A 13962-nucleotide genomic window follows, 5' to 3' on the forward strand; every position below is an offset into this window, starting at 1 on the left:
GTCCTCGATGTTCCACGTCCCATCGGCGCCTCGGGAGATCACCAGGCGCGGCCGGAGGAGATCGGCGCGCGAGATGAGGTTGATGAAGTCCGGCCGGAAGGTCAGGATCGCCTGCCAGTTGAACGACAGGCGGATCTCGTCAGCGGAGAATGCCACGCCGAGGGGAAATCCGCCGTGCTCCGCGATCCGAAGGTCGTGGAGGGTGACACCGTGCACGAGGTCTCCGGTGACGCGGCCGAGTTGGACCTCACGGCCCAGGCTCTGTCGGAGTTGGATGACGACGGTCCGCCGGATCTCCTGGGCCAGGGTTCCATTCGAGACGTACCGCTGCCAGGTCGCGCCGGCAAACACGGCCACGGCCAGAAGGACACACGCGGTCCACGCCGCCACCCCGGTCCATCGGTACCTGCGCCGGGAGGCGCCTGGCCGTGGAGTGGTCAGCGCGCGCCTCTCGTGATCACGATGGGAGTTTGAAACCTGCCGACCAGCACCCACGGGGTCGTCCACCGTGTCGAGACATGAGGCGGCCCGGCCGTCGTGGCGAGCGGCGGCCGTTGGGCCCCGCTGATCAAGTCGACCACGACATCCGTGTTCTTCTCGCCCCCTTCAAAAGCGCTGATCGCGTCGGCAAGGTTCCGGATGGCGGCGGGGCCCTGCCCGGTTGAGGTCAGCCCCCCCGGCGCTATGGGCGGCGCGGACGATCCGCCGCGCACCACCAACTGCGCGGACCCCTCGGGGAAATCCGCAGGCACGGCGACGTCGATATCGCGGATCATGGGCGCCTCCCGGAACGGGCGCACGGTGACGCGGACCCGAGCCGTCCCGCCCGGCTGCAGAGTTCCCCGCGGGAATTCGGCTTCGGTGATCGTTCCGGTCTGACGGGCCTTGGTGACCTTGACGTCGATGGTGATGTCGGTGGGGCTCACGTCGACAAAGTCATTGTCAAAGAGCAGGTGGAGTGCCTGCGGGACCTCGGCGAGAGCGCGGACCGAGATGTCGCTCCCGCTGTAAAAGTTGTTGGCGCGCTCCACCTGCCGGGGCAGTGCCCGCCCCCGCAACACCATCCGGACCTCGGCCGTCCCCTCTCCCGACCGGTTCAAGGCCCGCTCGACCGCACCGCGCGTTCCGAGCGCCACCAAGATGGGCGCCAGGTCCTTGTTGCCCACCACTTGGAACCCGAAGCGCCGGCTCGCGCCCGCGTCGGCATCGCTCACCGTTACCCGGACGCCGAACATGCGGGGAAAGACGCCGATCGTCCCTCCGACGGCGGCCGGACGATCTTCCGAGATGATTCCCACCGGCGCGCCGGCGGCGCCGATCTTCAGGTTGTGGTTGACGGCGCGGACGGTCTGCAAAATCGTCGCGTTGGTGAGGAGGAACTCGGTCGCGCCGAGCTCGGTAAACGGATGTCCAAACGCCAGCACCCGGTTTCCGTCACGATAGGTCAGCGTCCCGATCGCAAATGCGGCGATGTCGCCCTGCATCAAGGACACACCAATCGCGCTTCCGGGCTCGAGTGGGATCGTCGATGGAAGGTCGGCGGTCCCCGGCCCCGCCAGCGGCAGCAGCCCCATGGGTTGGAGCGCGTGCGTCATTTCTTCGGTCACCTGCGCGCCGAGCCCCGAGACGAACAACGGGGTCGCGGCCGGCACCGCCACGGCCATGTCGGGAGCCGCAGGGCGCGGATCCGGCGTTGGTTGGATCCGGACGCGCCGGATCGTGCGGCCGCCGAGGGAGAACGGCGCCACCGCGTAGACGCCGGGCCGGGCGCCCCGGGCTCGGGTGGAGAAGGTCTTCATCATGTCCTCGATGGGGGTGAACAACCCCACCGTGGGGTCGGCGAACTGAAATGAGTAGCTGAACGCCCCCGCCAGTTTCCCGCCGAGATAGATCGGGCTGCCGCTCATGCCCGAGGCGAGGCCGCCGGCGTCCCGAATCACGGGGCCGGAGGCTCTGAAGAGCACCAAGTCCCCGGCCGGTCCTGCGTTCCGGAGAACGCCCAGGATCGTGACCGCGAACTCCGAGATCCTGGTCCCCAGGATGACCGTCTTCCCGATTCCGGTCATGCCCGGGGTGATCTGGTCTGCGGGAATCAACGAAGGGGACGCGGCGAGCGGGACCGCGCTTACGAACCCGCCCACGACCAGCACCGCGCACCAGCGCGCCACGCGTACGGCTGTGCTCATCTCGACCTCCGAATGCCACGCTGCGCGTGGCGTGGTCCGTGCACTACGCCGGATTACTTCACCACCATCGGAATCTGAAACCTGCCCAGGACGACCACGTCGGTTGGGACGAAGGTCCCGGCGAGGATCTCAAAGCCTGGGTTCGCATTGCCGCCGACCGCCTCGAGCACGGGAGCCGGCAGCAGGTCGACGAGCACATCCGTGTTCTTCCCAAACTCCTGAAACTGTTCAACCGCCTCATCGAGCGATTTGGCGGTCCCCTGCGGCATTCCCTGCTGGGCCACCAGGAGTTGGAACTTCTGATCGGTCGGCATGCCCGTGGGATCGTTCAGCCCGCCCGCCGACCCGACGAGGAGGAACGCCGGACCCGGCGGAAAATCGCGGGGCACCGTGAACTGGACCGTGCGGGTGATCGGCTCCTTGCCGCCGTACGGGAACAACCCGATCTCCACCCGGACCCGCTGGCCGGGGGTGATGGTCCTGGTCGGCGTGGTGGCGCTGACGAGCAGCGCGGTGTTGGATTGGTTCTGCACGACGACGTCCACCGTCATATCAATCGGGTCGAGGGTCTTGAAGAAATTGCCGAAGAGGAGTTGCGTGGCGCCGGGCACGTCCAGGACGGATGCGGTCGCAATGTCGGCGACGTCATAGGCGAGGTCCTCCCGCACGATTTCATGCGCGACCCCTCGCGCTCTGAGCGCGATGCGGACACGCGCGGACCCGCCGGAGACGCGATCGAGGGACCGCTGCACCGCGCTCAACGCCACCACTGGGACGAGCGCCTCGGCGAGGTCGCCGCGGCGGACGACCTGGACGTCGGTTTCGCGGACGGCTCCTTCGCCATCCCGGACGCGCACCCTGACCCCGAACAGACGCGGGAACCGCCCCACCTCCCCCGCCATGCCGGTGCCGCGGTCCTGGATGGCCGTTCCGACGATCGGGCCGATGCTCCCCTCCTTGAACGGGAAGTCGACGGAGCGGACGACCGTATCGATCCACGCGGCCGTGAGCGGCATCGCCGCCGTTCCGGCGTTGAGTAGCGGGTGTCCAAACGCGAGGATCTGATTTCCTCGACGGTACGTCACCGTGCCGATGGCGCCCACCTCAACGTCGCCCCGCGCTAGTTCGATGCCGAGGGAACTCCCGGGGACCACGGGCGGCGCCGCAAATTGGCGGGTTCCCCCGTACCCCTGCATCGGGGCGACGTTATAGCGTGCGAGAAACCGCGAGAGGAGCGGGAGCGCCCGCGAAGAGACGCCCGCGGCGAACACCGGCACGGCGGTCGGTGCGACCGCGATCGAGTGCGGAAGCGGGTGCGCGTTGTACGCGGCCGCCTCCGCGGTGGAGTTCATCAGGACAACGCGGGAGATGGGCCCGACTGCGGTCGCGATCGGGCTCGCCGCCTCGTATGTCCGGGGACCGCGGACGCCCGCGTCACGGGAAGGCGGCGAGGCCAGGATCTTCAACATGTCTTCGATCGGCGTGGCCAGGCTGAGGTCGGCGTCCACACCGGCGAAGTGATACCCATAGCTCAGCGCTCCGATGACGCGATCGCCGACGTACAGCGGGCTCCCGCTCATTCCTGAGGCGGTGCCGCCCGCCTCGCGGATCAACGGGCCGGTCGCTCTGAACAGGATCAGGTTGCTTGACGGGCCACCCTTGAGGATGCCCATGATCTGGATGGCGAACCGGTCGATCGTGGTGCCCCGGATGACGGTCAGGCCGTACCCAGTCATCCCGGGCTTGATCTGCGCAAGCGGCAGGATCTGCGGGGCATCGGTAGGGGCGGCGCGACCGGTGGACGGTATCCCCCCCAGGGCCATTACCAGGACCGCCAACACCCCCCATGTTCTCCGCACTGTGTGTGCCTCCCCGGTCCGGTCAATAAAAAGGACGAGGGGGACGAGTCCCCCTCGGAATCGCGGAGCGCCGTTCCCTCACTGGGGTTGGATCACGGCCACAACATCCCCGATGTTGACGCGATCTCCTGGCCGCACCATAACCTGCACGACCCGGCCGTCCACAGACGCGACCGCCGCGGGCACCGATGCGCCGGAGGTCGTGCCCCGCAGAAATACGAGCGGATCGCCTTGTTTGACGGGCTGACCGACCTTGGCGAGCTGCAGGGGCAATACCTCGCCCGAAATGACCACACGGACGAGAACGCTGGCGGACTCCGCCAAGGTCGGAGCCGGCATCACAAGCGCGAACCCGATGACCACGAGCGCAACCGCAACCGCGACCCTTATCGGGGCCATGGCACATCACTCTCCATAGGACATACAATTATAGCCCGGGGCCGGAATGGGTGTCAAACCCCCGAACGCCTCCTCGGACGCCCGCCCCGGGTGTGCACGGGCTTCCTATCTATCCTACCCTTGTTCTCTACGGACCATTCCTTCGGCCGGTTCTTGACCAGCCCGAAGTAATGGAGCAGTCCGCCCGCGATGCGCGCGGCGGCGTGTCCGTCTCCATAGGGGTTCCTGGCCCGGCTCATCCGTGCGTAGGCCCGGGGGTCCGTGAGGAGCCGGACCGCCTCCTTTACGATCCGGGTCCGATCCGTCCCAACGAGGCGCGCCGTGCCGGCCGCGACACCTTCGGGTCGTTCGGTGGTCTCCCGGAGCACCAGGACCGGCCGGCCCAGGGCGGGCGCCTCTTCTTGGATCCCGCCGGAGTCGGTCAGGATGACCGAGGCCGCCTTCATGCACGCCACGTTCGCCGCGTAATCGAGCGGCCCAAAGAGATGCGCCTGTGGATGCGGACCAAGAATTTCCTGGGCGGGCCGGCTCACGATGGGATTGGGATGCACCGGGTAGACGAGGTCGAGATCGGGAAATTGCGCGAGGAGATCGCGGACGGCGTGGAAGATCTGCCGTTGGGGGTCGCCCCAGTTTTCCCGCCGGTGCGATGTGAGCAACAGCACCCGGCGCCCTCGCCGCCCGAGGATCGCCCGGAGGCCCGGATCCGCGGGGACAGGATCGCGCCCGGCCACGTCCAAGAGCGCGTCGATGACGGTGTTGCCGGTCACGATGATACGGTCCGGCGGAACGCCCTCCTTCTTCAAATTGTCGCGGGCGGCGGGGGTCGGCGCGAAGTGGAGATCCGCCAGCACCGTCGTCATGTGACGAAACATCTCTTCGGGATACGGCTGGTACTTGTCCTCGGTCCTGAGCCCCGCCTCGACGTGGCCCACGGGGATCCGGCGGTAGAACGCCGCCAGAGATCCCACGAAGGACGGCGCGGCATCGCCCTGCACGAGCACGAGGTCGGGTGCGGTCTCCGGCAGGATCGCCGAGAGGCCTTCGAGGGTCCGCACCGTGATCTCGGCGAGCGTTTGTTGCTCGGTCATGATGCCCAGATCGTAGTCTGGGGTGATCGTGAACAGCGCGAGCACCTGATCGAGCATCTCCCGATGCTGCGCCGTGACCGCGACGATCGGCGCAAACGCGTCCGGATGGGCGCGGAGGGCGTGGACCACGGGCGCCATTTTGACGGCATCAGGCCGTGTCCCGAAGACGAGCATGATCTTCCGGGGACGAGCGCCGGTCACTTGGGTACTTCGTGGCGTCCGGAGGCGACGGGTGGCGGGGCGGGCGTCAGCAACCCGGTGCGGCGGGCCCCGAACACGAGGGCCATCGACAACAGGCCCAGGACGGCGACCAGCAAGACGCGGTGCACGCCGTGAAACCCGCTGACCAGCAGCGCTCCGACGCCGAGCACGCCCGTGACGAGATACAGCACGATGGCCACCTGCCGCTGGGTCAGCCCGCGCTTGAGCAGCCGGTGATGGAGGTGCTCCGTGTCCGGCTGAAAGATGGGGCGGCGCGTGCGCCAGCGGCGGGTGATGGCGAGCGCGGTATCGAGCACCGGCACGCCGAGCGCGACGAGCGGGACCAGGAGCGAGAGGGCGGTGTAGCTTTTGTAGGTGCCGAGGACCGAGAGGCTGCCGAGCAGGTAGCCGAGCAGCATCGACCCGGTATCGCCCAGGAAGATGCGCGCGGGACTAAAGTTGTACGGCAGGAATCCCAGCGTGCCGCCGATGAGGGCCACCGCGAGCATCGCGGTGGCGAGATCGCCCCGCTGGTACGAGGCGATGAAGACGGTCCCCCCGGCGATCGCCGCGATGCCCGCCGCCAGGCCGTCGATGCCGTCGATCAGGTTCATCACATTGCACAGCGCCACCAGCCAGATCACCGTCAAGGCCATCCCGAACGGGCCCAGGAACACCATCCCCCCCAACGGGTTTGTCAACACGTCCATCCCGACGCCGAAGGACAGCGGGACGACCGCGGCCACCAGCTGGCCGAACAACTTCTCGGTCGGCGCGACGCCACGGATATCGTCGATGATGCCGAGGATCGTGATCACGGTCGCGCCGAGCAGGACGCCGATCACGGGCCGGTCGAACGCGGGGGTAAACGGAATCGTCACCAGGATCTGGTGCGCGTCTTCCGTGACCTTGATCGCCCGCTCCAGCGGCAGGCCGGCGAGGACGGCGACCACGAACGCCAGATAAATCGCGATCCCTCCGAGGCGCGGGACCGGCGTGCGGTGGATATGCCGGCCTCCCGGCTGGGCCAGCACGCCCAAGCGCGTCGCCAGCCACACGATGAAGGGCGTCAGCAGGTACGCGACCGCCAGGCCGATCGCGCCGGCCACGAGGAACGGAGAGATCGTCATGGGGATCTCGGCCGGACGGGGATCAGTCCCCTTCGGCCACGGATTGCATCACCCGCGACTGCGCGAATAGATCGCTCACCGATTGGTCGGCGTGGATCCGCCGGATCGCCTCCCCCAACAACGCCGCCACCGAGATGACCGTCGTCTTGGATGTCCGCTTGTCCGGGGGCACCGGAATGCTGTCCGTAACCACCAACTGGCGGATCGGGGATCTGAGCACGCGCGTCGTCGCGGGCGGCGAAAGGATCGCGTGCGTACTGCAGGCGTACACCTCCCGCACGCCCCGGCGCACGAGCGCTTCCGCGCCCATCACCAGCGTGCCGCCGGTGTCGATGATGTCATCGATCAGGATCGCGGTCCGCCGGTACACCTTGCCGATCACGTGGACGACCTCGGCGACCTGGTTGGGGCGGTCGCGGCGTTTGTCGACGATCGCCAGCGGAGCCTGCAGGTACTCCGCGAACTCCCGCGCCCGCTTGACGCCCCCGATGTCCGGGGACACCACGACGATGTTCTCGAGCGCGAGCCCGCGGAAGTAATCCCCCAGGATCATCCGGCAGGGAAGGTGGTCCAAGGGGATGTCAAAGAACCCCCACATCTGTCCCGCGTGCAGGTCGAGGGTGAGCACCCGGTTGGCTCCCGCGGTCGTCAGCAGATTCGCGACCAGTTTGGCGGAGATGGGTTCCCGGGGTTTGATCTTTCGATCTTGGCGGGCGTAGCCGAAGTACGGGATCACGGCGGTGATGCGGGCGGCGCTCGCGCGCCTGACCGCGTCGATGATCACGAGGAGCTCCATCAGGTTTTCGCTGGCGGGGGGACACGTCGGCTGCACGACAAACACATCTTCGCCGCGGACGCTCTCCTCGATCCGAACGCCGATCTCACCGTCGGCGTACCGGAAGACGTTGATGGCGCCGAGCGGCAGATCGAGTGAGGCGGCGATGCCCCCGGCGAGATCCGGGTTGCTCGTGCCGCTGAAGATCCGGATCCCCGCACCCGCCATCTTCGCCTCCTCTTTTACTGCGGTCGCTTGCCGTCGAGCACGCGGATGACGCGCGCCGGGACCCCGACGGCGACGCTGTGGGGCGGTACGTCCTTCGTCACCACCGCCCCGGCGCCGGTGATCGCCCCCCGGCCGATCCGGACCGGTGCGACCAGCATCGAGTCGCTCCCAATGTACGCGCCGTTCCCGATCGTCGTCCGATGCTTCCGACGGTCGAGCCCGTAGTTGCACGTGATCGTCCCGGCGCCGATGTTGACGTCCGCCCCGATCCAGGCATCCCCCAGGTAGCTCTTGTGATGGACTTTCGTCCGATCACCGACGCGCACCTGTTTCATCTCGGCGTAGTTGCCGACTTCGACGTCCCGGCCGACCACCGTGCCCGGCCGGAGATGCGCGTAGGGCCCCACCACCGAGCCGCTGCCGATCCGCGCGCCCTCAAGCGAAGAATCCCAGACGCGGGCCCCCCGGCCGATCACCGCGTCGTGGAGGCGGGCACCCGGACCGATCACGCAGCCCTCGCCCACCGCCGTGTTCCCGGTGATCAAGGTCATCGGATGCACGACCGTGTCCCGGCCGAGCCGGACCGTCGCATCGATGAACGTGGTCACCGGGTCGACCACCGTCACCCCCGACGCCATCACCCGGGACAGGATCCGGCCCCGCATGGCGCGCTCGGCCTGCGCCAATTCCTCGCGGCCGTTGATCCCGATCATCTCCTCCGGATCGTCCACGCCTACGGTGACGACATCCCCCGATGAGGCCGCCAGCAGGTTGACCGCATCGGTCAGGTAGTACTCCCGTTGCTGATTGTTGGGGCGGATCCGCTCGAGGGCCCCTTTGAGCTCGCGGACGCGAAAACAGTAGACCCCGACGTTCACCTCCCGGACGGCGCGCTCCTCGGGCGTCGCGTCGCGGTCCTCCACGATGCGTTGGAAGCGACGCCGGCCGTCGCGGATGATGCGGCCAAAGTGGTGGGACTCTTCCGCGGTGCCGGTCGCCAATGCCGCCACCGCGGTGGTGCGTATCGCGCCCAGGAGGGCCCGCAGGGTCCGAGGAGAGACGAAGGGCATGTCCGCGTAGATCACGTAGACCAGCGACCGCCCGCGCAGACGCGGCAACGCCTGGGCCACCGCATGACCCGTCCCTAGCGGCCGGTGCTGGATGACGTAGTGCACGGCGGATCCAACCGCTGCACGCACGGCCCCGCCCTCTCTGCCGACCACGAGCAGCGGGCGTCCCACGCCGGCCCGGCGAAGCGTCTCGAGCACGTAGGCGAGCATCGGACGGCCGCACAGCGGGTGCATCACCTTGGGGAGATCCGATTTCATCCGCGTGCCCCGGCCCGCCGCCAGGATCACCGCTTGTGGCTGCTCCACCGCGCTGCCTCCCGAAGATACCTTAAGGGGATTCGCGGCCCAAGAACCCAGCCCCTGCGGCAGCCACGCGCCGGCCGCGCTCGCAGCGTGGTCGCGCTCAGCGCACCCGGCCGGCCTGTTCCCGTTCCCGCTTGTGTTCCACCACCGTGCAGAATGCCGGCACGACACGAGGATCGAACTGCGTGCCCGCACAGCGATGCAATTCGGCCACCGCCTCTTCATGCGTGCGCGCCTTCTTGTAGGGCCGGTCGTCGGTAATCGCGCTGTAGGCGTCGCAGACCGCCAGGATGCGCGCGCCCAGCGGGATCTCCTCGCCTTTGAGCCCGTCCGGGTATCCGGTGCCGTTCCATCGCTCCTGGTGGTGGCGGACGAGCGCGGCCACCCCCCGCATCCGCTCGGTAGAGGCGAGGATCTCTTCGCCGATCTCGGGATGCTTGCGCATGATCGCCCATTCCGCGTCGGTCAGCTTACCGGGCTTCCGCAAGATGGCGTCGGGGACGCCGATCTTGCCGATGTCGTGGAGCAGGGCGCCCCACCGCACGTCCTGAATCTCTTCTTCACCGCAGCCGAGCTCATGGGCGACGGTCTCCGCCCACGCTGAGATGCGCTCGCTGTGACCGGAGGTATAACTGTCCCGCACGTCCATCGTCCGCGCCAGGCTCACGACCATCTGCATGTACGACTTCTCGAGGTTTTGGAACAACCTGGCCCGCCGAATCGCCGTCCCCCCGATCTCGGCGATCCCTTCGAGAAGTCGGGCCTCGGCCTCGGCAAAGGGACTGGCGTCCGGGCGGCGCTTCCGGCCCAGCCAGAACACCCCAATCGTCTCCTGTTCGGACCGGACGGGGACGATCACCGCCGGACCAAAGCCGCGGAACCCGGTCATCCAGACGGGCAGCGGCTCGCCGCCAAAGTTTGCCGTCTGGTACATCGCCCCGGTCTGCGCCACGCGGCCGAACGGGCTGCCCGAGACGGGGAAGGACACCTCCCGCATTTCGGGCGCCATTCCAACGGCAAAGACGCAGTCGAACTCCGGACGTTCCTTGGCCAGCAGGGCGAGCGTGCCGCTGTCGGCCTGGACAAGTTCCATCGCATGTCCGACCAGGATCGGGTAGATCTCCTCGAGGTTTCGCGCCGCGCGGAGCCTGCGGCTCAGGTCGAAGAGCACTTCCAGATCCGCGGCCCGCTGTGTCTGAGCGTCGAGCGCCCGGGCGTTGCGTAGCGCGAACGACGCCTCTTGCGCAAACGTCTGCAGCACGTCCTGCTCGGGGGCCGACCAGGTTCGCGGGGCATCGTAGTAGCAACTGAGGAGCCCGAGGACGGTGTCCTCGTAGACGAGCGGCCAGCAGCCGAGGGCGCGGTAGCCCTCCGCCTGGGTCAGCCGGGGGACCAGCACAGCCGGAGCCAGCGCCTGCACGTCCGGATAGAGGATTGGCGCGGACCCGTCGATGCCGCGGCCGGAGATCTCGAGGAGGTCCGGCTTCGCCCCATCCATCATATGGCCGCCCGCCAGGAGCTTCGCGTGGTGCAGCACCCGGTCGACGTACGTGGGAGACAGACCCTGAGACCAGAAACAGGTGAGCGCCCCGTCCGGTTGGTGGAGGTACACCGCCACCCGGTCCGCCCCTCCGAGGGTCAGCGCGCCCTCCCCCACGACCCTCGCGACGTCGGCGACCGATGCGGGATGGTGGAGACGCTGGCCCGCGGCTCGGGCCCGGTCGAGCAACTGCAGACGCTCCCGAGTTTCGTCGAGGAGATGCAGCCGGTCGGCCGCCTCCGCCAGCGCCTCGGCCGCCGTCGCGACCAAGGCACACTCCTCTGGCGTCCACGCCTTTGGCTCGGGAGACGCCACCACCAGGCCGCCGGTGTGCCCGCCCTTCGACGTGAACGACGTGAGCACCGTGGCGCGGAGGCCGCGCAGAAGAAATTGCTCGCGCATCCTGGCGGGGGCGTCCTGCGGGGCGGCCCTCCAATCGGTCACCGCGAACGGGGCCGGCCGCTCGCGATCCTGATGGCCGGGGTGCGGTGCCCGAACGATCGCCAACCCGAGGTCCGCCGCAAGCCCGCGGGCAACGCCCACCTCTCCCAGCCATGCCCCGCCCACGCCCACCCCGAGCGAACCGATCACGTGATCGAGCACGCCTTCCAAGAGACCGGGGAGGTCAGTCGCGCGGAGCCCCACCGCGAGGATGGCGTTGGCGCTCCTGCTGCGATCTCCCGCCAGAGCAGGCGCCGCATCCTCGAGCGTCACGACGTAGGTCCCCGGCGACCGCGATCCACCGGCGACCGGTGCCACCCAGACCCGCATCACGAGCGCGGCGCCGTCCTTTCGCCGGGAGCGCACCACCGCCCCACTCCACGGACGGTTCTCGCGGAGCGCCTGCGCGAGCGACCGCGCTCCGAGAGGATCGTCGTCGATGACGAGTGGAAGCGGCCGCGTCAAGACCTCTTCCGGACTCCAGCCCAGCAGGGTCGCTGCGGCAGGATTCCACATCGTGACATTCCCGACGGCGTCAATGGCCAGGATCGCCTGCGGTGAGACACCGAGAATCGCGCGCAGCGCCCCCGCCGATTCCGGGCCCCCGAATGAGGGTGAGGAGCGCCCCGCGATCCCCCGAGGACCCCGCATGTATGTGACGGCGGCCATACCCAGCAGGGTGCCGCAGATCAGCACCAGCACGACGGACCAGTCGGACATGGGATGCGGAGGCTTGGAGGAGAACACGCCCGACCGATCCAGCCCCACGAGCATGGCGATGCCCAGCAGGAGGCCGAAAGCGCAGGTGGCCCACCGAGGCGTGAGTCTCATGCCGGGATGCGCGCTTCCATGGCTGGATTCTCGCCCGGAGGAGCGTGGGAGCCCCATCCGTATACGTAATGCCCATCGGGGCGATTGTTAGACAGCGACGGAGGACATCAGCGCGGGGTTCCGTTTCGGTGTTCGGTCCTCCTTCCGTCCATCTACTTGCGGGCCTGGGCCTCGGCAAAGGACATCAGCGCCTCATGGGCCCGCTTAATTTCGCGATCGAACGGCACAAGGTTCACGCGGCGGCGCCTGCGAACGAGACTACTCCCGAGCGGTAGGAAACACTTCTCGCGCTTTTGGTGGCTGGGGGACCAGGATTCGAACCTGGACTCTCAGATCCAAAGTCTGATGGCCTACCATTAGCCGATCCCCCAGCGGATCACCGCCATCGTACCGCACAGGGCGGGGACCGACAAGGCGCGAGGCCTAGCGGGGCCGGTTAGGCGAGCGCGACCGCCTCGATCTCGACGGCGGCATCCCGCGGCAGTTTGACTACTTGGACGGTCGAGCGGGCCGGCGGGTTCTCCTTGAAGTACTCTCCGTAGATCTCGTTCATGGCGCCAAAGTCGTTGAGATCGCGCAGAAACACCGTCGTCTTGACCACCTGATCCATCGAGGATCCGGCGGCTTCGAGCACCGCTTTGAGATTATCGAGGACCCTTCGGGTCTGGACCCTGACGTCGCCGGGGACGGGCTGGCCGGTGCGGGGATCGAGCGGAATCTGTCCCGCCGCAAACACGAGACCGTTGGCCGCGATCGCCTGGGAGTAGGGGCCGATCGCCGGTGGAGCCTGCTCCGTCTTGATCACGCGCTTAGTCATGCTCTCTTCACCCCCCATGACTCGCCGCCCAAGGCGGCATGTTCCGTGTGGACGGGAGCGCTACCGGTCGTGCGCCGCCACCTGGAGGACCGGGAGCGCCGATCGAAGCCGCTGGGCCACGAACCCTGCCAGCATCGCTTTCACCACGTCAAACGGCAAGAATGGGACCACACCCACCTGAATGGCCCGGGCCGGCGTGGGCACGGTCCCCGTCGCCACAAGACCCGCGGCGCCGAACACGTAGATGCAGACAAGCCCGGCGGCCAATCGGAGCCACACCGCTCGACCCGACCGAGCGGCCGGCGCCCTCCAGGCATCGTCCCCCCACCCCGCCAGATACGCGGCAATCGGAAACGCCCACAGGTATCCGGCCGTCGGCCCTACGAGGACCTGCGCTCCGCTGTGGAACCGGGCGAACACGGGCGCCCCGGCAGCCCCGAGCAGGAGATAGACCACCTGGCTCAAGAACCCGCGCCGCGAACCCAGCACCGCGCCGGATGCGAGCACGGCGAAAACCTGGAGCGTGAACGGCACACTCGAAAAAAACGGTACCGCCACGCTCACCTGCGCGCACACCGCCGTGAGCGCCGCGAAGAGCGCGATGAGGGTCAGGTCCCGCGTGGACATCGCATCGCCTCCTTCGACACGAGCACACGGCGCACCTTAGGATCTGGCGCCAGAGGTCGCGCCGCGGCCGACGTGACCTGCGCGATCAGATCTTCACCTGCACGCCGAGGGCGCGATCGAGTTGGGCCACCGCGACGAAGTAGTTCAACCCGGCCTGGATGACCTGGTTGTCCGCGGTGGCCGAATTCTGGATCTGGGTGACGACCTCGAGTTGGGTCCCCACGCCCGCCTATCCGTATCGCCTCCGGCGTGTCTCGCCCGCTGCCCGCCGCCACCGGTGAGGTGGACGGCCGGCAGCGGGCGGCAGGCTACCTGTCCGCGTGCTCTTGGTCGGCATGGAACTGCCCGACAGACGGGCCGTCGCCGACAACCGTGCCCACGTCGGTCGGTGCGGCTTGGCCCACGATCAGCGTGGAGGAAGCACGCGCGTCCCAATTCCCTTCGTCGGCAAACGCCGCCGCTGT

12 protein-coding genes and 1 tRNA gene are annotated in these 13962 nt (G+C 68.2%); all 13 read right to left on the reverse strand.

Annotated features, from left to right (window positions below; all coding sequences use genetic code 11):
* The coding region (locus VFP86_17710; protein ID HET9001481.1) for a hypothetical protein at positions 1-390 on the reverse strand (390 nt) is incomplete at its 3' end.
* 47 nt (positions 391-437) lie between these two features.
* Positions 438-2186 (reverse strand): SpoIVB peptidase S55 domain-containing protein, encoded by a 1749-nt coding sequence (locus VFP86_17715; protein HET9001482.1) that lies wholly within the window; start codon positions 2184-2186, stop codon positions 438-440.
* Positions 2187-2239: 53 nt separating this feature from the next.
* A complete protein-coding gene (locus VFP86_17720) occupies positions 2240-4045 on the reverse strand; it encodes a hypothetical protein (GenBank protein HET9001483.1) in 1806 nt (601 codons plus the stop codon).
* A 78-nt stretch (positions 4046-4123) separates the two neighbouring features.
* On the reverse strand, positions 4124-4444 hold the full coding sequence (locus VFP86_17725) for a biotin/lipoyl-binding protein (GenBank protein HET9001484.1): 321 nt from the start codon (positions 4442-4444) through the stop codon (positions 4124-4126).
* A gap of 53 nt (positions 4445-4497) precedes the next feature.
* Positions 4498-5736 (reverse strand): UDP-N-acetylglucosamine 2-epimerase (non-hydrolyzing), encoded by a 1239-nt coding sequence (gene wecB, locus VFP86_17730; GenBank protein HET9001485.1) that lies wholly within the window; start codon positions 5734-5736, stop codon positions 4498-4500.
* Positions 5733-6866 (reverse strand): MraY family glycosyltransferase, encoded by a 1134-nt coding sequence (locus tag VFP86_17735; protein HET9001486.1) that lies wholly within the window; start codon positions 6864-6866, stop codon positions 5733-5735. Before VFP86_17735 ends, wecB begins: the two co-directional genes overlap by 4 nt.
* Positions 6867-6888: 22 nt before the next feature.
* Positions 6889-7869 (reverse strand): ribose-phosphate pyrophosphokinase, encoded by a 981-nt coding sequence (locus VFP86_17740; protein HET9001487.1) that lies wholly within the window; start codon positions 7867-7869, stop codon positions 6889-6891.
* 14 nt (positions 7870-7883) lie between these two features.
* Positions 7884-9245, reverse strand: coding sequence for a bifunctional UDP-N-acetylglucosamine diphosphorylase/glucosamine-1-phosphate N-acetyltransferase GlmU (glmU, locus tag VFP86_17745; GenBank protein HET9001488.1), 1362 nt, complete (start codon positions 9243-9245; stop codon positions 7884-7886).
* A gap of 97 nt (positions 9246-9342) precedes the next feature.
* On the reverse strand, positions 9343-12054 hold the full coding sequence (locus VFP86_17750) for an HD domain-containing phosphohydrolase (protein HET9001489.1): 2712 nt from the start codon (positions 12052-12054) through the stop codon (positions 9343-9345).
* Between the two features lie 297 nt (positions 12055-12351).
* Positions 12352-12425: transfer RNA gene (locus VFP86_17755), tRNA-Gln, on the reverse strand.
* Between the two features lie 65 nt (positions 12426-12490).
* Positions 12491-12871 (reverse strand): RidA family protein, encoded by a 381-nt coding sequence (locus VFP86_17760; GenBank protein ID HET9001490.1) that lies wholly within the window; start codon positions 12869-12871, stop codon positions 12491-12493.
* A 60-nt stretch (positions 12872-12931) separates the two neighbouring features.
* Positions 12932-13498 carry a biotin transporter BioY gene (locus VFP86_17765; protein HET9001491.1) on the reverse strand — a complete coding sequence of 189 codons (567 nt, stop codon included), beginning with the start codon at positions 13496-13498 and terminating at the stop codon, positions 12932-12934.
* An 85-nt stretch (positions 13499-13583) separates the two neighbouring features.
* Positions 13584-13721 (reverse strand): hypothetical protein, encoded by a 138-nt coding sequence (locus tag VFP86_17770; protein ID HET9001492.1) that lies wholly within the window; start codon positions 13719-13721, stop codon positions 13584-13586.
* Positions 13722-13962 lie beyond the last annotated feature (241 nt).

The sequence above is a fragment of the bacterium genome (assembly GCA_035703895.1).
GTDB lineage: Bacteria > Sysuimicrobiota > Sysuimicrobiia > Sysuimicrobiales > Segetimicrobiaceae > Segetimicrobium.